This is a genomic window from Enterococcus sp. SB12 (genome assembly GCF_030910025.2).
Lineage (GTDB): Bacteria > Bacillota > Bacilli > Lactobacillales > Enterococcaceae > Enterococcus_B > Enterococcus_B faecium.
In genome coordinates, this window is sequence record NZ_CP175675.1 from 515,497 (window position 1) to 533,310 (window position 17,814).

Below are 17,814 nucleotides of genomic sequence, written 5' to 3' on the forward strand. Positions count from 1 at the left end.
ATTTCGGCTTATTTCCGAAGAAGCTACTTCTGGAACACCATTTATTCGGAAAAAAGGACTGTGACAAGACTTTTGTCACAGTCCTTTTTCATTTAAAAAAATGTTTACTTCATTTGACGTATATTATTGGTGAGGCTTCAATTCATTTGGCTTCACTTTTTCTGTTTCTCTTATGATATAAACAGGACGCTGTTTCGTTTCTAAGAAGATTTTCCCGATATATTTCCCGATGATTCCAAGACATAACAATTGGATTCCACCAATGAACAGGAAGATCGAGACCATGGAAGGCCATCCTGATGTAGGATCACCAAACAACAATGCCCGCAAAATAATGAACAAAATTGCAATACCAGAACCGACACAAGACAAAGCGCCGATAAATGAAGCAATCGTTAACGGTGCATCCGAGAAGTTCACGATACCATCAATCGAGTAGTTGAATAATTTCCAGAAGGACCAAGATGTTTCGCCAGCCACACGTTCGCGGTTTTCATAAGAAATATATTCTGTTTTAAATCCGACCCAGCTAAATAATCCTTTTGAAAATCGGTTGTATTCTGTTAATTCTAGGACGGCATCCACCATTTGACGAGTCATCAAGCGGAAATCACGAGCGCCATCGACCATTTCTGTATCGCTGATTTTATTGATCAACTGGTAGAATTTTTTCGCAAAGAAACTGCGTATCGCAGGCTCGCCTTCACGAGTCGAACGCCGGGTGCCGACACTATCGACATCAGAAGTAGTGATCCGGTTGATCATCTCAGGAAGCAGTTCGGGCGGATCTTGCAGATCAACATCCATCACGGTCACTAAATCTCCTGTAGAAGCTTGCAATCCAGCGTACAGAGCCGCTTCTTTCCCAAAATTTCTGGAAAATGAGACAAAGCGGACATAAGGATAAGCTGAGGCTAGCTTCTTGATTGCTGCTAACGTACCGTCTTTTGATCCGTCGTCAATAAACAAATATTCGAACTCATGGGCACCTTTGAATTTTTCAACCTCATCAAAAAAAAGAGGAACAGTTTTTTCTTCATTAAAACATGGGACAACAATTGATACTTTCATCGTTTCTATCCTTTCAATCGTATGTTTATATATGGTTTACATTCAAAATTTAATAAACCTTAAATAACACCTTTTAAATTTGATTTTATGGAAAAGAACAGCTATTCTTTGGTAAACTAACGTATTTAGTTTACCATGTTTCCTCGGTTTATCAAACTTTTAAGAACAATTTTTATTAGTTGGCAAGTAGTTTTGGATAGAGAAAAAGGAGGAAGTTCCAGTCTACTGACCAGGAGCAAACAAAATGAAAATACACACACCTATCGGCTTTTTATGGTTAGATGCAGATGAATCCGGATTGACTGCTGTATCTTTTCAGCCAATTTCAGAAAGCGAATCAGCGAATCAGCAAATTTTAACGCGCACACAAGAACAGTTTGAAGAATATTTTGCGGGAAAAAGAAAAGAATTTGATGTTCCTTTATCTATAAAGAGAGGTACGCCTTTTCAGCAAAATGTCTGGAAAGCTTTGTCGACCATTCCTTATGGAGAAATCCGAACGTATAAAGAAGTAGCTGTTGCTGTTGATAGTCCGAAAGCTGTGCGAGCGATTGGGCAGGCAAATCGAACCAATCCATTGCCAATCGTTATTCCTTGTCATCGAGTGATCGGGCAAAATGGAAAACTGACAGGATATATGGGAAACGCAATAGATGGGGTTGAAATCAAACGCCAATTGTTGTTGTTAGAAGGATATCTGCAAAATTAAAAACAGTTGTGATTCGGACATTGTTCCATGCGAGAATCACAACTGTTTTTTCATGTTCATTCTAAACTTTGATCAGCCAAATAAATAGTAAAGCCATCACTGTTTGGAGAAGCCCGACAGCTAATCCATAAGATAAGAAGCGTGTACCTTCTTTCATGAATTTTGCAAAGTCTAAACGCAGACCAATTGCCGCTAAAGCAGTGATCTCAAACCAGCTGCTGATAAAATGTGCCGATTGGTCAATAACTACAGGTAAAGAAAACAAGCTGTTGACCAAACAAAAGATCACAAACCCTAATACATACCAAGGAAGTGGTAATTTTCGTTTTTTCTGCGTATCAGTTGGCGTTTCAAACAGAGCTGGTTGTTTCTTGTGCATGAATTTTTCAAACAGATAGACAACAACAACGAGCATCATAATACGTAGAATCTTAAATAGCATGGCGAATTCGACAACAGAATTGTCAAGTAAGCTTGCCCCAGCGACTACTTGACCAACAGATTGGAGTGTGCCACCCAAAAGTGCACTTTTTTCAATGAGATTTCCACCAAACAACTGTAATCCAAGGAAAGGGAGAGTCAACATCATCACAGTACCCAGTAGATTGACTAGTGTGATGATCTGTCCTTTTTCTTCCTCTTTCGCATGGATGGAAGGGGCGATCGAAGCAATAGCAGAAGAACCACAAACAGCGTTTCCTCCAGCCATCATCAAAGAAGAAGTATCGCTGAATTGCAGTTTTTTACCAATCAAGTAAGCACCGATGATAGTGACTGACATTTGCAGTAACACAAAAACAATTCCTTTTATACCAATTTGAGCAATCGTTTGAGCTGTGACAGTTGCACCTAGTAAAAAAACAGAGAATTCTAATAGTTTGCTTTCAGCAAATTTTGTGCCGATTGCTAGAACAGGCTGTTTAAAAAAAGTATTTCCTAATAAAATACCCAATAAAATAGCAATAGTCGCTCCACCTAACTGTGGCAGATAAATAGCAAGAAGCCTGCTGAAGGCAGCGATGGCAAAAGAAAGCAGTAAACCGGGTAAGATTTCGCGGACCGCTGAATCCTTTACAGATTTTATTGGATGTGACAATGATTTCATTTGATCGGTTCCTTTCGTCAATAAATACTAAAAGCATACTCGAACATAGTAGCACTAAACCAGTATTTTGACAAAAGAACAAGAGGTCGTGACAAAAGTCTTGTCACGACCTCTTGTTTCGAATAAACGGTGTTCAAAAGCCAGTTTCTCGGTATTAAGCCAAATTTATGCAAAAATGTGGAAAGCCATTTTCACAAAATTTTTCTTAATACTCGAAACTAAGCGGCTTTTTCACGACCTCTTGGTAAACGGTGTTCCAGAAGTAGCTTTTTCGGAAATAAGCCGAAATTTCACAAAAATTTGAGAAGCAATTTTCGTAAATTCCTTCTTATTTCTTGAAGCTGGCCACTTCTTTTACGACCTCTTGGTAAACGGTGTTCAAAAGCTTGCATCTGCGGTAATAAGCCCAACCAATTCAAAAACATGAACAGCTGTTTTTGTTTGGCCGTTCTTATTACTTGATGCAGAACAGCTTTTTCACAACCTATTGAATCGATTATTAAGCGATTTTTTTAGAAACAAATTTTCCATGTTTGCTATGTTCTTTAATTAAGAAACGTACGTAATGAGCAAGAACGTAGAAGACAACTACACTTGCAAACAGACATTCCGCAACTTTTAAGAAATCCAATACGCTACTATAGATACCTAAACTGTTGAAGTAATGAACAGTAGTAAATATAGCTGTTGCAGAGATAACAAGCGGGAATGTAAAGGCTGCATAGCTTGGATAAAAACGAAGCTTGAACAAACGTGGAAGCATAGACAGCACAACGAAATACAATACTTGAGATAAAGCGAACAATGCTACGACAAGATAAAAATTAGGTTCAGCAAAGTTTTTAAGATAACCTGTTAGGCAAAGAGAACCAGGTGCTGCAACGATCGTAATCAGCGGACGTGTCGGATGAGCCATATTTCTTACGAAAAAGACACGTTTGATGATGATCGGCAATAAGAACGCATAGCAGATCAATGAAATCCAAAAGAAAATTTTTCCAATAAGCGGGAAGAAGTTCCCGGCAGTTACAGTGATGACCCCAAATCCAACATAAATGATAAACCAGCTTGGATAAATTGCTTCAATTGAAAGATCAGCTTTGATAACATGGTGATAATTGAAATAAAAGACAAGGATCACTTGGAAGATAACAGCGCACAGCCAAATGAATTTGACAATTGGTGCAATACTTTCATATGAAACAAAATAAGTACAAATAACCATGAGTGACATCGTAAAAGTTGGTGAAACGGAGGCGATGATTGGATCATGCAACGTTTGTTTCGTGTGTTCGAATAAGATAAACAATTTAACAAAAATGAATATCATAAGAATCATAGAGATACCGCCAGTTAGATTGCCTAAAGCAACATGGTGATAGTCTTTAAACAGATTTCCAAGGGAAGCTAACCCAAGGATCAACCCGCAGATCGGGATCGGAATAATTTTCAAAAAGTTCTTCATATATAATATTCTCCTTTTTATTTAATAGATTTTAGTACCAAGATGAACGAATACATTGTAAAATGAATAGGAATGTATGATTACGAGCAAGCAGACAGCTGATTGTCTTCATCTAAGTTACTAGTTGGATCAGCAACTGTTTTGTTGTACATTTCTATTATAGATGGTTTTTTGTATATTTAAATCAAATAGTTTTTATAGTAATTATCATAAAAAGTTATGGAAGTGGTGCCATGTTTAAGTTATTAACGACTTTTCGAGCAGTATATGAAACAAGAAATTTTTCCAGAGCAGCAGAAGTACTGTTTTTATCTCAACCAGCAGTCTCGAATCAAATCAAACAGTTGGAGCGGGAATTGAATATCGATCTTTTTCAACGTAACGGAAGAAAAGAGATGCTTCCAACTAAGCAAGCCGACTTATTATATGAACGGACACTGGTTTTGTTAGAAGAATGGGAAGAAACTCAGCAAAAATTGCTCAATGAACAAAATGAAGAAGAAGTATGTCGGATCGTTGCTTCCCACACCTTTGCTGTCTATCCTTTGCCTCAGTTGATGAAACATCTGATCAAAAGGTTTCCTAAAGTGCATTTTGAGATCGAAATCGCGAATTCTCATGAATCATTAGAACAAGTAGCGAAACATGAATCCGATTTTGGTTTTATCGAAAAGCCATTAGAGACTTCCGGCGTACAAAGATACTCTTTGATGGAAGACCAGCTAGTCATCGCTGGGGACCCAAAAAGCAAATTGTGGCTTGTAAGAGAAGCAAACTCTGGTGTTTTTCATTACACGCAGCGTTATTTTGAAGAGATGAATATCCAAGATAAGAAGATGATCGTGAAAAGTAACGATGTAATTGTTGCGTTGCTGAAGGAAGGAATCGGTCGCTCGATTTTGTCTAAGCGCTCTGTTCCAGAAAATGTGCCAATGACTCCGTTGAATTTCCATCGTTATTTTTATTTCATCCAACGAACCAATCTGGTTTCTGATCAGCTGCTAGAGATTGCCGAAGAGATCCTTCGATACAATGAAAGCACAGAAACTTCTCACAGCGAGGAGAATCTCAGTTGGTAGATAATTGCATGTATCAAAAAAAGTTCTATGATACACTAAAGATAAGCAGTAGGCTTTTGTACTGCATTTGCTCAAGCAACTGCACAAACGGAAAGTTAATTTTTCCCAAATGTCTATGGAAAGACTTTCCATTATCTAACTGGACCGCTATAATAATCAGCAGTATGGTTTTTAAGAAAAGGGATGAAACATGGAAAAAAAATTAAAAGCTTCGAACGATAATCGTATTGATTATGGCGTGATTTTACCAGTCTTTCTGTTATGTTTGATTGGTCTGCTCTCATTATATGTAGCACTTAGCCATGATCCGAACAATCCAGCAGTCTTGAAAGGCGTAGGGATGCAAGTTGTCTGGTATTTAGTTGGAGCGGCAGCAATCGTTGTCATCATGCATTTGAATTCCAAATGGATCTGGAAACTGACTCCTTACTTTTATGGTTTGGGGTTAGTGGTAATGGGACTCTTGCTCAAATTCTATGATCAGAATTTAGCTGCTTCAACAGGGTCTAAAAACTGGTTTCGATTCGGTGCGTTTACTTTCCAGCCAGCAGAGTTGATGAAGATTGCGTACATCTTGATGATGGCACTGATCGTAACTAAACATAATACGCAAGTAAAAGAACGGACGATGAAATCGGACTTTTGGCTGATTGGGAAGCTCTTGATCGTGACAATACCGGTTTTAGCATTGATCATGGCCCAAGATGACTTTGGAACGATGCTTGTCTTTCTTGCGATCTTTGGCGGGATTTTCTTGATGTCTGGAATCTCTTGGCGCATCATCGCACCTGTAGTAATCTTGGCAGTAGTCGTTGGAGCAGGAACGATCTTCTTGGTTACGACTGAAGGCGGAAGAGACTTGCTTTACAAAGTTGGCTTCAAATCTTATCAGTTTGCACGTATTGATTCATGGCTGGACCCTTTCCATGATACGTCAGGAATGAGTTATCAGCCGGCCCAAGGACTTTTGGCAATTGGTACCGGTGGCTTGTTTGGTAAAGGATTCAACGTAAGCAATATTTATGTGCCTGTTCGTGAGTCCGATATGATTTTTACCGTTGTCGGTGAAAACTTCGGCTTTATCGGTGGTGCATTTGTCATTTTCTTGTATTTTATTTTAATCTATCGTATGATTCGGGTGTGTTTCGATACGAATAATGAATTTTACGCCTATATCGCAAGCGGTTTGATCATGATGCTGCTGTTCCATGTCTTTGAGAATATTGGAGCAAATATCGGATTACTTCCTTTAACAGGGATCCCATTGCCTTTCATTAGTCAGGGAGGATCTTCGATTTTAGGGAACATGATCGGTATCGGGTTGATATTATCGATGAGATACCAAAATGAAGCACCTGCAAGATCTTCAAGGAGGTAAGAAAATTGTACACCTTTTACTGGTACCCGAAATGTTCAACATGCAAAAAAGCCAAAGCGTGGTTAGACCAGCATGGCGTTAGTTATCAAACTGTTGATATGATCAAAGAAGTACCGAAGGCCTCAACGATTGAGACTTGGCTAGAAACGAGTCAAGTACCAATCCGTCGCCTGTTCAACACAAGCGGGATGAAATATCGGGAACTTGGACTGAAAGATCAAGTAGGCGAGTTTACGGCTTCAAAAGCGAGCCAAGTCTTATCGACAGATGGTATGCTGATCAAGCGGCCACTGATCTTACGAGAGGACCAGCTTGTTGCAATTGGATTCAATGAAAAAATTTATGAAGGAGAACTGATATAAAATGGCAGGCAAGCATTTGAAGAAAAAGGACAACCTTTGGATCTTATTTAATGGAAAAGAATACTGTGTTGGTTTGACAAATGAAGCGCAAGAAGAACTTGGAGACATCACGTTTGCCAATCTGCCAAAAGCAGGACAATCGCTAAAAAAAGATGAACCTCTGATCGAAGTTGAAGCGGAAAAAGCGGTCAATGAATTTGCCAGCCCGCTAACGGGTACAGTTTCTTCTGTTAATGATAAAATCGGTGAAGATATCAATATCTTGAATGATTCAGATGAAATGAATGCGTGGATCTTAAGTTTCAAAGATGTTGATCCAAAAGAATTTGACGAATTATAAAATCAGAAAATCACTTGAAAAAAGTTGACACTGATTCTTCCAGTTGCTATAATCATAAGCAATCCTATATGAAACGAGAAAGCTTTGAAAAGAAGAGTACATGTCACGGACGTTTGAAGAGAGCCCTGTTTGCTGAAAATGGGTAACGAAAATGAGATGGAAGATGGTCTTAGAGCAGAGTAAGCGAGCGTAAGCAAACTTACTACGGGAGTGCCCGTTACAGCGCGACAGTATACGGAAAGAAGCTAAGTCCAAGTACTGGAAGAGGCTGTTATTGCGAAGTAACGGTAAATCAAGGTGGTAACACGGAAGTTCAAGCTTTCGTCCTTTTGCTTAAGGCAAGAGGGCGAAGGCTTTTTTGTTTGAAAAATCATAAGAGAAAGATGTGAATGGCATGTCATTAATCCAACTAACGAATGTCAAAAAGACATTCAATGGGAAAAACGGAAACATCCAAGCCGTCAATGACGTTTCACTAAACGTTGAAAAAGGGGATATTTATGGAATCGTCGGCTATTCTGGCGCAGGAAAAAGTACATTAGTCCGTCTCCTGAATGGACTTGAGCTTCCCACGAGCGGCGAAGTGATCGTAAACGATCAAGATATTACAAAATTAAAAAACAAAGAATTACGTACATTCCGAAAGAAAATCGGTATGATCTTCCAGCATTTCAACCTGTTATGGTCAAGAACTGTACTTGAAAATATCCAGCTGCCGCTGGAATTAGCTGGCGTACCAAAGAGCAAACGTAAAGAACGGGCAGAAGAACTGTTGCGTTTAGTCGGGTTAGAAGGACGCGGACAAGCATATCCTTCACAACTTTCCGGCGGGCAGAAACAACGCGTCGGTATCGCACGAGCATTGGCAAATGATCCTGAGATCCTGCTTTGTGATGAGGCTACTAGCGCATTGGACCCGCAAACAACAGAAGAAGTATTAGACTTATTGTTAGCGATCAATAAGAAATTGAATTTGACCATCGTCTTGATCACACATGAAATGAATGTGATCCGCAAAATCTGCAACAAAGTCGCTGTGATGGAGTTGGGGAAAGTCGTAGAAGAAGGAGACGTATTGACTGTCTTCAGACAACCGAAAAAAGAAGTAACCAAACGCTTTGTACAACAAGACATCGAACCAGAAGCTGATTCGACAGAACTATTAGCTGAACTCATCAAAGAAAATCCAAGCGGCCGTTTGGCAACTTTGACCTTTAGCGAAAGAAATGCCAACGAGCCAGTCATTTCCCAAGCGATTCGACGCTATAACATCGATGTCAACGTTGTGTATGGAAAGATCAAACAAGTGAAAGAAGGTTCCTTTGGTTCATTGACTGTCTTGATGACTGGTGAAACCAAAGAATTAGATCAAGCAGAAGTGTTCATCAAAGAACAAGGAGTAGGAATTGAGGTGATCCATCGTGGATAAAAGCTTTTCAGAAACATATCTAGATTTTAAACAAATCAACCCGGAAACGATGAATCAGGCTATCCTTGATACACTATATATGACATTAATCTCAATGGTCTTAGTGACGATCATCGGATTAGTTTTGGGATTGATCCTTTACTCTATTGGACGCAAAAACAAACCGTATGCTCGAATCATTTATGGAATCGTATCGATCATCAGTAATATTTTCCGGTCAACGCCATTTATGATCCTGATGGTTTTGATCATTCCATTTACTAAAGCAATCGTAGGCACTATGCTAGGTGCGCAAGCAGCCATTCCAGCTCTTGTTTTATCCGCAGCACCATTTTATGCCCGTCTAGTAGAGATTGCTTTTCGTGAAGTCAGCCCTGGTGTACTGGAAGCAGCAGATGCAATGGGAGCAAGTTACTGGGAAATCATCTGGAAGGTCTTGATACCTGAAAGTATTCCCGCATTGATTTCTGGATTAACAGTTACAACGATCTCGATGATCGGATTTACTGCGATGGCCGGCGCGATCGGCGCAGGTGGACTTGGAGGTCTTGCTTGGCAGGAAGGCTACCAGCGTGGTAATCTGACAGTGACATTCGTTGCGACTTTAATTATTTTACTAATCGTATTTATCGTTCAAGGAATCGGTGATTTCTTAACTAAGAAAACAGACAAAAGATAATAGGATATAGGGGGATGTAGGATATGAAAAAGAAAATTTTTGGATTAGCAGCAGCGCTTTTGCTGACTGTAGGATTAGCAGCATGCGGTAACAACAGCGACAGCAAAGATTCAGCAAATAAAGCAGACGACACGACATTGAAAGTCGGCGCTTCACCGACACCGCACGCAGAGATTTTGGAACATGTGAAACCATTATTGAAAGATGAAGGAATCGATCTTGAAATCGTCAAATTCGATGACTATGTATTACCGAACCAATCTTTGGAAGAAGGCGACATTGATGCCAATTACTTCCAGCATATTCCTTATTTGAACAAAGAAATCAAAGAAAAAGGATATGACTTTGTCAATGCCGGTGCTGTCCACATCGAACCAATGGGCTTGTACTCTAAAAAAGTCAAAGAAGTTTCCGAATTAAAAGATGGTGCAACAATCATTACTTCAAATTCTGAATCAGACTGGGGACGCATCATCACAATTCTACAAGATGCTGGCTTAGTCAAAGTCAAAGATGGAGTAGATCTGGAAACAGCAACATTCGATAATATTGAAGAAAACCCTAAGAACTTGAAGTTCAACCATACGATCGACCCATCACTTTTAGCTTCTACGTACCAAAATGATGAAGGTGACCTAGTTGCAATCAACGCAAACTTCGCTTACGGCGCAGGGTTGAATCCATTAGAAGATGCCGTATTGCTTGAAAAGGACAACTCTCCTTACGTGAATATTATTGCGACTCGTAAAGGTGATGAAGACAGTGACAAAATCAAAAAACTGATTGAAGTGCTTCACCGCAAAGAAGTCCAAGAATGGATCACAGACAAATGGGGCGGCTCTGTTAAACCAGTAAAGGCTGATGCAAAATAAGGTATGGAACAAAAAAGATGAGAAATAAGTCTGTAATGGCTTATTTCTCATCTTTTTTATATCTATTCTAATTTAGAAATCAAAATTGTTTAATAATAAATAAAAGATATTTGATTTTAGTAAGGAAGGTCATTGCGCTTCATTCTCAATTAGTCTAAAATGAGTGAGAACGAAAGAGAATTTGGGGGTATAATGCATGTCTGTCTTAGAAATAAAAAATCTACATGTGTCGATCGAGGAAAAAGAAATCCTTAAAGGCGTAAACCTAACAATGAAAACCGGAGAAATCCATGCCATCATGGGACCTAACGGCACAGGAAAATCTACCTTATCTGCCGCTATCATGGGCAATCCAAACTATGAAGTAACAGAAGGCGAAATTTTGTTTAACGGGAAAAATGTTTTAGACTTGGAAGTAGATGAACGTGCGCGACTTGGCTTATTTTTAGCTATGCAATATCCAAGTGAGATACCAGGTATCACGAATGCGGAATTCATGCGTGCAGCGATCAATGCGAAACGTGATGAAAACGACAAAATTTCTGTTATGGCATTTTTGAAAAAGTTAGATGAAAAAATGGCTTTACTAAATATGCCAGAAGAAATGGCTGAACGTTATCTGAACGAAGGTTTTTCTGGCGGAGAAAAGAAACGGAATGAGATCCTGCAATTGTTGATGTTAGAACCAACATTTGCAATTTTAGACGAAATCGATTCAGGTCTGGATATCGATGCTTTGAAAGTCGTTGCTAAAGGAGTAAATGAAATGCGCGGAGACAATTTCGGTGCATTGATCATCACCCACTATCAACGATTATTGAACTATATCACACCTGATGTCGTTCACATCATGATGGAAGGCCGAGTAGTCATGACAGGGAATGCTGACCTAGCTAAACGTCTGGAAGCAGAAGGCTACGCTGGTATCAGTAAAGAATTAGGAATCGACTATAAAGAAGAAGAAGCGTAAGGGGGAGCAAGAATGAAAGAAAAAAACTGGCTCGATTATCTTGACGCGGTAAATGATTTTTCTTTAAGTAAAGGAGAACCTGATTGGATGAGAACCTTCCGTCAAGACGCACTAGCGAAAGCAGATGAACTGCCATTGCCGCATATCGATCGGGTGAAATTCCATCGCTGGTCGTTATTTGATGTGAAAGAAACACAAACCATCAGTGAAACAGGCACGATTCCGGCATTTGATGCAATGAAAGACAATCCTGTGCTTGTCCAACAAGGTTCATGGACGATTTTTGAACAACTGCCTGTGGAATTAGCAGAAAAAGGAGTCATTTTTACCGACTTGTTCACTGCAATGATCGAATATCCAGAACTAGTCCAAGAATATTATATGAAAAAAGCAGTAAACATGAACGAAGACCAATTGACTGCACTCCATGTAGCTTTTATGAACAGCGGTATTTTCCTGTATGTGCCTAAAAATGTCGTGATCGATGAACCACTCGAGTCCTTATTCATTCAAGATGGCGCATCCGATGAGCACTTCTTCAAGCATGTGTTGATCGTGGCAGATGAACATAGTGAATTTTCTTATCTGGAACGTTTCCAGACAACCAAAGAACAAGTAGCAAAATCATCAGGTAATATCATCGTGGAAGTCATCGCTAAAGCTGGTTCAAAAATCAAATATTCAACCGTAGATCAATTAGGAGAAAATATTACTTCTTATATGAATCGCCGTGGGCACATTTTACGAGATGCTTCTGTCGACTGGGCAATTGGTGTCATGAATGACGGTCATGTGATCGCTGACTTTGACTCAGATTTAGCAGGAGAAGGTGCACACGCAGAAGTCAAAATCGTGGCAATCAGCTCGGGCAGACAAATCCAAGGAATCGATACGCGAGTAACCAATAAAGCCCCTCATACGATCGGGCATATTTTGCAACACGGAGTGATCCGAGAAAAAGGAACATTGACCTTTAATGGTATCGGCCACATCTTGAAAGGGGCAAAAGGTGCAGATGCCCAACAAGAAAGTCGTGTCTTGATGCTTTCTGATAAAGCACGTGGTGATGCGAATCCTATTCTTTTGATCGATGAAAACGAAGTAACTGCTGGACATGCTGCCAGTGTAGGACGAGTTGATCCAGAAGAAATGTACTATCTGATGAGTCGAGGATTGCATAAAGAAGAAGCAGAGCGCTTAGTGATTCGAGGATTCCTCGGTTCTGTCTTAACAGCAATCCCTGTAGAACAAGTTCGGAAAGAATTAGTCGAAGTAATCGAAGGGAAGTTGAATGGATGATCGATGCTAAAAAGCTACGCAATGATTTTCCTATCTTATTTCAAGACGTCAATGATGAACCTTTAGTTTATCTGGATAATGCAGCGACGACCCAAAAGCCAAAACAAGTACTCCAGGCATTAGCGCACTATTACGAACACGATAACGCCAATGTTCATCGCGGTGTCCATACGTTAGCAGAACGCGCGACCCATGATTATGAACAAGCAAGAGAAAAAGTACGGGCGTTCATCCATGCAAAAGAAACAGCAGAAGTGCTGTTTACTCGAGGTACGACGACAAGCTTGAATTGGGTAGCCAGAAGCTTCGGCGACCGCTATATCAAAGCAGGAGACGAGATAGTGCTCTCTTACATGGAACATCATTCTAATGTTATCCCGTGGCAGCAGTTGGCAAAACGAACAGGTGCTGTCTTGAAATATATCGAACTAACAGAAGAAGGCTTCCTGGATATGGAGGATGCAGCGAAAAAGATTACGGACAAAACCAAAATCGTCTCCATTGCTCATGTATCCAATGTCTTAGGTGTCATCAATCCTGTTCAAGAATTAGCTGAACTTGTCCATGAAAACGGCGGGGTCATCGTAGTAGATGGTGCTCAATCTGCCCCGCACAGGGCCATTGATGTCCAAGCACTAGACTGTGATTTCTTTGCTTTCAGCGGACACAAAATGTGCGGACCAACAGGTATTGGTGCTTTATATGGTAAACGAAAATGGTTAGAAGAAATGGAACCTGTTGAATTTGGTGGCGAAATGATCGATTTTGTCAAATTATACGACAGTACATGGAAAGAACTACCTTGGAAATTCGAAGCAGGGACACCAAATATCGCCGGCGCTATCGCATTAGGCCATGCAATCGATTATTTGCAAGAACTCGGCATGGACAATATCCATCGATATGAAGAAGAACTAGCCGCTTATGTGTTGCCAAAATTACAAGCAATTGATGGATTGACTGTTTATGGTCCACAAGACCCGAATTTTCGGACAGGAGTCGTTGCATTCAATTTGGATGGGTTACATCCCCATGATGTCGCGACAGCTTTAGACATGGAAGGGGTAGCCGTCAGAGCAGGTCATCATTGTGCGCAACCGCTATTGAAGTACCTTGAAGTATCAGCGACTGCTCGCGCGAGCTTTTATTTCTACAACACAACGCAAGACGCCGACCGTTTAGTTGAAGCAATCATGGCAACAAAGGAGTTTTTCCAGCATGGGACTATCTAAATTAGACAATTTATACCGTCAAGTGATCTTGGATCATTCTTCCCATCCGCATCATCGTGGAAGCTTGACTGACTCGACAAGTAAGATCGAATTGAACAACCCCACATGTGGAGATGTGATCGAATTGCAAGTCGATGTAAAAGACGGAATCATCAAAAATATCGCCTTTGACGGCAGTGGCTGCTCCATCAGTACGGCAAGTGCCTCGATGATGACAGACGCCGTCATCGGAAAATCAATAGAAGAAGCAGAACATTTAACTGTAGACTTTCTACAGCTTGTCCAAGGAAAAGAAGTCAAAGATCCCGACCAATTAGGCGATGCTGCTATGCTTGGTGGTGTAGCTAAATTTCCAGCTCGGATCAAATGTGCGACACTTGCCTGGAAAGCACTAGGAAAAGCAATGGAAAACGATGGTACCGCAGCTTTCCATCATTACCACAAGGAAGAGGAGTGAGAACATGGGCGTACCAGAATTAGAAGAATATAAATTCGGGTTTCACGATGATGTCGAACCGGTTTTCAGTACAGGAGAAGGCTTGACAGAAGAAGTGATCCGTGAGATGTCAAGAATCAAAGGCGAACCAGAATGGATGCTTGAATTCCGTCTGAAATCTCTAGAAACATTTAACAAAATGCCAATGCAAACATGGGGCCCCGACCTTTCAGACATCGATTTCGATGCCATCAAATATTACCAAAAACCAAGTGACAAACCCGCTCGTGACTGGGAAGACGTACCAGAAAAAATCAAAGATACATTTGAAAAGATTGGTATCCCAGAAGCAGAACGAGCTTATCTAGCCGGTGCTTCCGCACAATATGAATCAGAAGTCGTGTACCATAATATGAAAGATGAATTCGAAAAGTTAGGAATCGTCTTTACTGACACTGACTCTGCTTTGAAAGAATACCCTGAATTATTCAAAGAGTACTTTTCAAAACTTGTACCGCCAACTGACAACAAATTAGCAGCGCTGAATTCAGCCGTATGGTCAGGTGGCACCTTTATTTACGTGCCAAAAGGCGTCAAAGTCGATGTTCCATTACAAACTTACTTCCGGATCAATGCGGAAAACACGGGACAATTCGAACGTACGCTGATCATCGTTGACGAAGGAGCAAGCATCCACTATGTCGAAGGTTGTACGGCACCTACTTATTCAAGTAATAGTCTGCATGCCGCCATCGTAGAAATCTTTACAAGAAAAGATGCGTATTGCCGTTACACAACGATCCAAAACTGGTCAGACAATGTGTACAACTTAGTAACCAAACGAGCAAAAGCATACGAAGGCGCAACCGTTGAATGGATTGACGGAAACCTAGGTGCAAAAACAACGATGAAATACCCAAGTGTTTACTTAGATGGAAAAGGCGCACGAGGCACCATGCTCTCCATCGCCTTTGCAGGAGCAAACCAAATCCAAGATACGGGTGCAAAAATGATCCACAATGCACCAAATACATCTAGCTCTATCGTCTCTAAATCAATCTCAAAAGACGGCGGAGAAGTAAACTATCGAGGACAAGTAACCTTCGCCAAAAACAGTGCGGGTTCGATCTCTCATATCGAATGTGACACAATCATCATGGACGAATGGTCGAAATCCGATACGATCCCATTTAATGAGATCCACAACAGCCAAGTCTCTTTAGAACACGAAGCCAAAGTCTCAAAAATCTCAGAAGAACAACTCTACTATCTGATGAGCCGAGGCCTGACCGAATCTGAAGCAACTGAAATGATCGTCATGGGCTTTGTTGAACCATTCACCAAAGAACTTCCAATGGAATATGCAGTCGAACTCAACCGATTGATCAGTTATGAGATGGAAGGCAGTGTGGGTTAAACCTGTTATAGGAGCTAGAACCCTTGATATATAAGGTTTCTAGCTTTTTTTGTTTTGCCTGTATACTAGAAATGACCAGCTTTTGACCAGCTCTTTTACTGATGAGCCATCATATCAGCAAAGTCTTGACCTGTTTTCTTAGGTGCATTATTTGTAATATGTGCATAGATGTCTAATGTCACTTTACTATTTTCATGCCCTAATCGTTGTTGAACTACCTTGACAGATTCTCCTGCTTCTAATAATAAACTAGCATGTGTATGTCTAAACCCATGAGGTGTAATACGAGGCAAGTTATATTTTTTCAAAATATATCTTAACCAATCATTAACAGTGTTTGGAATGTATAGAGTGTTTTTAACTGTTGTAAAAACATGTTGCTCTTTAGAGCTAGTATTGGTGTTAGTATCAAATCTTAGACAGCTTTTCGTAGAGACAAGAATAAATTAAACTTATCTACGAGAGGATGAATTTTTATGACCCGATATGAAGAAAATTTTAAACAAATGATTGTTGAACTGAATCAAACTGGACGTTCTGTTCGAGGGTTAGCGAAAGAATATGGCTTATCTGAAGCAACGATTTACAAATGGAAGAATTTATATTTACCTGATCAGTCCACAGGACTGACTGGAAAAGAAGTAGCTGAACTGAGAAAAGAAAATGCTCGTTTAAATGAGGAACTTGAAATCTTAAAAAAAGCCGCAGCCATATTCTCTCGGAAAACCTAAATTCGCTTGTTCAATTTATTGAAAAATGGTGTAAGGATTACACTGTTTCTTTGTTATGTCGGTTATTAGAAATCCCTAGAAGTGTCTATTATTTTTATAAGAATAAACCGTTGACAGCTACAGAAATCAGAAATAATAAGTTGAAAAAGAAGATTTCAACAATTTTTTTACGAATAAACAACGCTATGGTGCCACAAAGATCCATCAAGTTTTATTAAAAGAAGGGATTTCAGTATCTCTTAAACATGTCCAAAAGCTAATGAAACAATTAAATTTAAGGTCGATTGTAGTTAAAAAATATAGACCTCAAAGGTCTAATAAACCGATCATTTCAAAAGAGAATCTCTTAAATCAGGACTTTTCTACTGAAACGATCTGTGAGAAATGGGCAGCTGACATTACGTACATTCCTACTAAGAAAAATGGTTGGTGTTACTTATCTTCAATCATGGATTTACACACGAAAAAAATTATTAGTTATACATTTTCAAAACGAATGACTGTGGATTGTGTCATTCAAACATTGAATAAAGCAAAAATACATTATCACATTCCAGAAGGAATGATTCTACACACTGACTTGGGCAGCCAATACACAGCAAGAGAAGTGGAACGATGGCTTAAAACCAACAAAATAAGGCATTCTTATAGTAGAAAAGGAACACCTTATGATAATGCTGGAATCGAATCTTTCCATGCCTCATTGAAAAAAGAAGAAGTCTACACGACTAGCTACTCAGATTTTGAAGAAGCAAATCGAGCGCTATTTAGCTACATTGAAGGATTTTATAACCGAAATCGAATCCATAGCTCGATTCACTATCTAACCCCACAGGAATTTGAAGAATTAGCAAAAGAAAAAATGGCTTAACCGTCTCTACTAAAATGTGTCCAAGATATTGACTCAAATCCAGTCAGCGGTCTTCCTGAAACCTATACAACCACTTTACGAACGTTTAAAAAGTTTCTGCCACAGATCCAAAATGCGCTTCACTACAGCTATTCAAATGGACCATTGGAATGTTTAAACAACCACATCAAAGTATTAAAACGCAATGCGTACGGCTTTCGCAGCTTTTACAATTTCAAACTACGGATCATGATTCGTCATGGCAAAACATTTTTAACCAAATAAACAGAACAGAAAGAGAGTTTCTTCTTTCTGTTCTGTCCAAATTATTCTAAGATTTCTCTTTACCAACATCATTTGACAAAGAGCCTGTATTTATTACTGTCGAGG

General features: G+C 39.7%; 16 protein-coding genes, 3 pseudogenes and 1 other annotated feature. Of the genes and pseudogenes, 15 read left to right on the plus strand and 4 right to left on the minus strand.

The annotated features are described in order from the left end of the window. Positions 1–123: 123 nt before the first annotated feature. Positions 124–1,071 carry a glycosyltransferase family 2 protein gene (locus tag RBL01_RS02455; RefSeq protein WP_002318912.1) on the minus strand — a complete coding sequence of 316 codons (948 nt, stop codon included), beginning with the start codon at positions 1,069–1,071 and terminating at the stop codon, positions 124–126. A 244-nt stretch (positions 1,072–1,315) separates the two neighbouring features. Between RBL01_RS02455 and RBL01_RS02460 the strand changes: the two genes are divergently transcribed. Then, positions 1,316–1,780, plus strand: a complete 465-nt coding sequence (locus RBL01_RS02460; RefSeq protein ID WP_002298278.1) for a methylated-DNA--[protein]-cysteine S-methyltransferase — start codon at positions 1,316–1,318, stop codon at positions 1,778–1,780. A 61-nt stretch (positions 1,781–1,841) separates the two neighbouring features. On the opposite strand, the gene RBL01_RS02465 is transcribed toward RBL01_RS02460, so the two are convergent. Together RBL01_RS02465 and RBL01_RS02470 are read right to left on the minus strand one after the other, a co-directional pair. After that, positions 1,842–2,885, minus strand: coding sequence for a YeiH family protein (locus RBL01_RS02465; protein WP_002291191.1), 1,044 nt, complete (start codon positions 2,883–2,885; stop codon positions 1,842–1,844). Positions 2,886–3,384: 499 nt separating this feature from the next. Continuing rightward, positions 3,385–4,350, minus strand: a complete 966-nt coding sequence (locus tag RBL01_RS02470; RefSeq protein WP_002291188.1) for a TDT family transporter — start codon at positions 4,348–4,350, stop codon at positions 3,385–3,387. Between the two features lie 233 nt (positions 4,351–4,583). Between RBL01_RS02470 and RBL01_RS02475 the strand changes: the two genes are divergently transcribed. The 12 genes from RBL01_RS02475 to sufB all read left to right on the plus strand — a co-directional run bounded on the left by RBL01_RS02475 (position 4,584) and on the right by sufB (position 15,843). Further along, positions 4,584–5,429: a LysR family transcriptional regulator gene (locus tag RBL01_RS02475; protein ID WP_002352485.1), complete on the plus strand. Its 846-nt coding sequence runs from the start codon at positions 4,584–4,586 to the stop codon at positions 5,427–5,429. 190 nt (positions 5,430–5,619) lie between these two features. Beyond that, positions 5,620–6,807 carry an FtsW/RodA/SpoVE family cell cycle protein gene (locus RBL01_RS02480; RefSeq protein WP_002318915.1) on the plus strand — a complete coding sequence of 396 codons (1,188 nt, stop codon included), beginning with the start codon at positions 5,620–5,622 and terminating at the stop codon, positions 6,805–6,807. Between the two features lie 5 nt (positions 6,808–6,812). Then, the gene (locus RBL01_RS02485; protein ID WP_002295166.1) at positions 6,813–7,169 is read left to right on the plus strand and encodes an arsenate reductase family protein; all 357 of its coding nucleotides are present in this window, start codon (positions 6,813–6,815) and stop codon (positions 7,167–7,169) included. 1 nt (position 7,170) lies between these two features. Then, complete coding sequence (locus RBL01_RS02490; protein ID WP_002291179.1) at positions 7,171–7,509, plus strand: glycine cleavage system protein H; 339 nt, start codon at positions 7,171–7,173, stop codon at positions 7,507–7,509. A gap of 75 nt (positions 7,510–7,584) precedes the next feature. Beyond that, positions 7,585–7,841 (plus strand) — a binding site (T-box leader). Positions 7,842–7,903: 62 nt separating this feature from the next. Further along, the gene (locus RBL01_RS02495; RefSeq protein ID WP_002304234.1) at positions 7,904–8,938 is read left to right on the plus strand and encodes a methionine ABC transporter ATP-binding protein; all 1,035 of its coding nucleotides are present in this window, start codon (positions 7,904–7,906) and stop codon (positions 8,936–8,938) included. Next, positions 8,931–9,617 carry a methionine ABC transporter permease gene (locus tag RBL01_RS02500; RefSeq protein ID WP_002287674.1) on the plus strand — a complete coding sequence of 229 codons (687 nt, stop codon included), beginning with the start codon at positions 8,931–8,933 and terminating at the stop codon, positions 9,615–9,617. Before RBL01_RS02495 ends, RBL01_RS02500 begins: the two co-directional genes overlap by 8 nt. 23 nt (positions 9,618–9,640) lie before the next feature. Continuing rightward, positions 9,641–10,489, plus strand: coding sequence for a MetQ/NlpA family ABC transporter substrate-binding protein (locus RBL01_RS02505; protein ID WP_307780815.1), 849 nt, complete (start codon positions 9,641–9,643; stop codon positions 10,487–10,489). Between the two features lie 196 nt (positions 10,490–10,685). Further along, positions 10,686–11,459, plus strand: coding sequence for a Fe-S cluster assembly ATPase SufC (gene sufC, locus RBL01_RS02510; RefSeq protein WP_002327676.1), 774 nt, complete (start codon positions 10,686–10,688; stop codon positions 11,457–11,459). 12 nt (positions 11,460–11,471) lie between these two features. Further along, positions 11,472–12,758, plus strand: a complete 1,287-nt coding sequence (sufD, locus tag RBL01_RS02515) for a Fe-S cluster assembly protein SufD (protein WP_002327410.1) — start codon at positions 11,472–11,474, stop codon at positions 12,756–12,758. Continuing rightward, positions 12,755–13,990: a cysteine desulfurase gene (locus tag RBL01_RS02520; RefSeq protein WP_307780814.1), complete on the plus strand. Its 1,236-nt coding sequence runs from the start codon at positions 12,755–12,757 to the stop codon at positions 13,988–13,990. Before sufD ends, RBL01_RS02520 begins: the two co-directional genes overlap by 4 nt. Further along, positions 13,977–14,447, plus strand: a complete 471-nt coding sequence (gene sufU / locus RBL01_RS02525; protein ID WP_002287684.1) for a Fe-S cluster assembly sulfur transfer protein SufU — start codon at positions 13,977–13,979, stop codon at positions 14,445–14,447. Before RBL01_RS02520 ends, sufU begins: the two co-directional genes overlap by 14 nt. A gap of 4 nt (positions 14,448–14,451) precedes the next feature. Beyond that, a complete protein-coding gene (sufB, locus tag RBL01_RS02530; protein ID WP_002287686.1) occupies positions 14,452–15,843 on the plus strand; it encodes a Fe-S cluster assembly protein SufB in 1,392 nt (463 codons plus the stop codon). A 95-nt stretch (positions 15,844–15,938) separates the two neighbouring features. On the opposite strand, the pseudogene RBL01_RS02535 reads toward sufB, so the two are convergent. Further along, positions 15,939–16,241 (minus strand): annotated as a pseudogene (locus RBL01_RS02535) (site-specific integrase); the annotation flags it as partial. Between the two features lie 78 nt (positions 16,242–16,319). Here RBL01_RS02535 and RBL01_RS02540 point away from each other — a divergent pair. Further along, a pseudogene (locus RBL01_RS02540) lies at positions 16,320–17,445 on the plus strand (IS3 family transposase). Positions 17,446–17,496: 51 nt separating this feature from the next. After that, positions 17,497–17,709, plus strand: a pseudogene (locus RBL01_RS02545) (transposase); the annotation flags it as partial. Between the last annotated feature and the right edge of the window lie 105 nt (positions 17,710–17,814).

Coding starts and splice junctions, on each gene's coding strand:
- RBL01_RS02455 (WP_002318912.1), bottom strand. CDS start 1,071: ATGAAAGTATCAATTGTTGTCCCATGTTTTAATGAAGAAAAAACTGTT.
- RBL01_RS02460 (WP_002298278.1), top strand. CDS start 1,316: ATGAAAATACACACACCTATCGGCTTTTTATGGTTAGATGCAGATGAA.
- RBL01_RS02465 (WP_002291191.1), bottom strand. CDS start 2,885: ATGAAATCATTGTCACATCCAATAAAATCTGTAAAGGATTCAGCGGTC.
- RBL01_RS02470 (WP_002291188.1), bottom strand. CDS start 4,350: ATGAAGAACTTTTTGAAAATTATTCCGATCCCGATCTGCGGGTTGATC.
- RBL01_RS02475 (WP_002352485.1), top strand. CDS start 4,584: ATGTTTAAGTTATTAACGACTTTTCGAGCAGTATATGAAACAAGAAAT.
- RBL01_RS02480 (WP_002318915.1), top strand. CDS start 5,620: ATGGAAAAAAAATTAAAAGCTTCGAACGATAATCGTATTGATTATGGC.
- RBL01_RS02490 (WP_002291179.1), top strand. CDS start 7,171: ATGGCAGGCAAGCATTTGAAGAAAAAGGACAACCTTTGGATCTTATTT.
- RBL01_RS02495 (WP_002304234.1), top strand. CDS start 7,904: ATGTCATTAATCCAACTAACGAATGTCAAAAAGACATTCAATGGGAAA.
- RBL01_RS02505 (WP_307780815.1), top strand. CDS start 9,641: ATGAAAAAGAAAATTTTTGGATTAGCAGCAGCGCTTTTGCTGACTGTA.
- sufC (WP_002327676.1), top strand. CDS start 10,686: ATGTCTGTCTTAGAAATAAAAAATCTACATGTGTCGATCGAGGAAAAA.
- sufD (WP_002327410.1), top strand. CDS start 11,472: ATGAAAGAAAAAAACTGGCTCGATTATCTTGACGCGGTAAATGATTTT.
- RBL01_RS02520 (WP_307780814.1), top strand. CDS start 12,755: ATGATCGATGCTAAAAAGCTACGCAATGATTTTCCTATCTTATTTCAA.
- sufU (WP_002287684.1), top strand. CDS start 13,977: ATGGGACTATCTAAATTAGACAATTTATACCGTCAAGTGATCTTGGAT.
- sufB (WP_002287686.1), top strand. CDS start 14,452: ATGGGCGTACCAGAATTAGAAGAATATAAATTCGGGTTTCACGATGAT.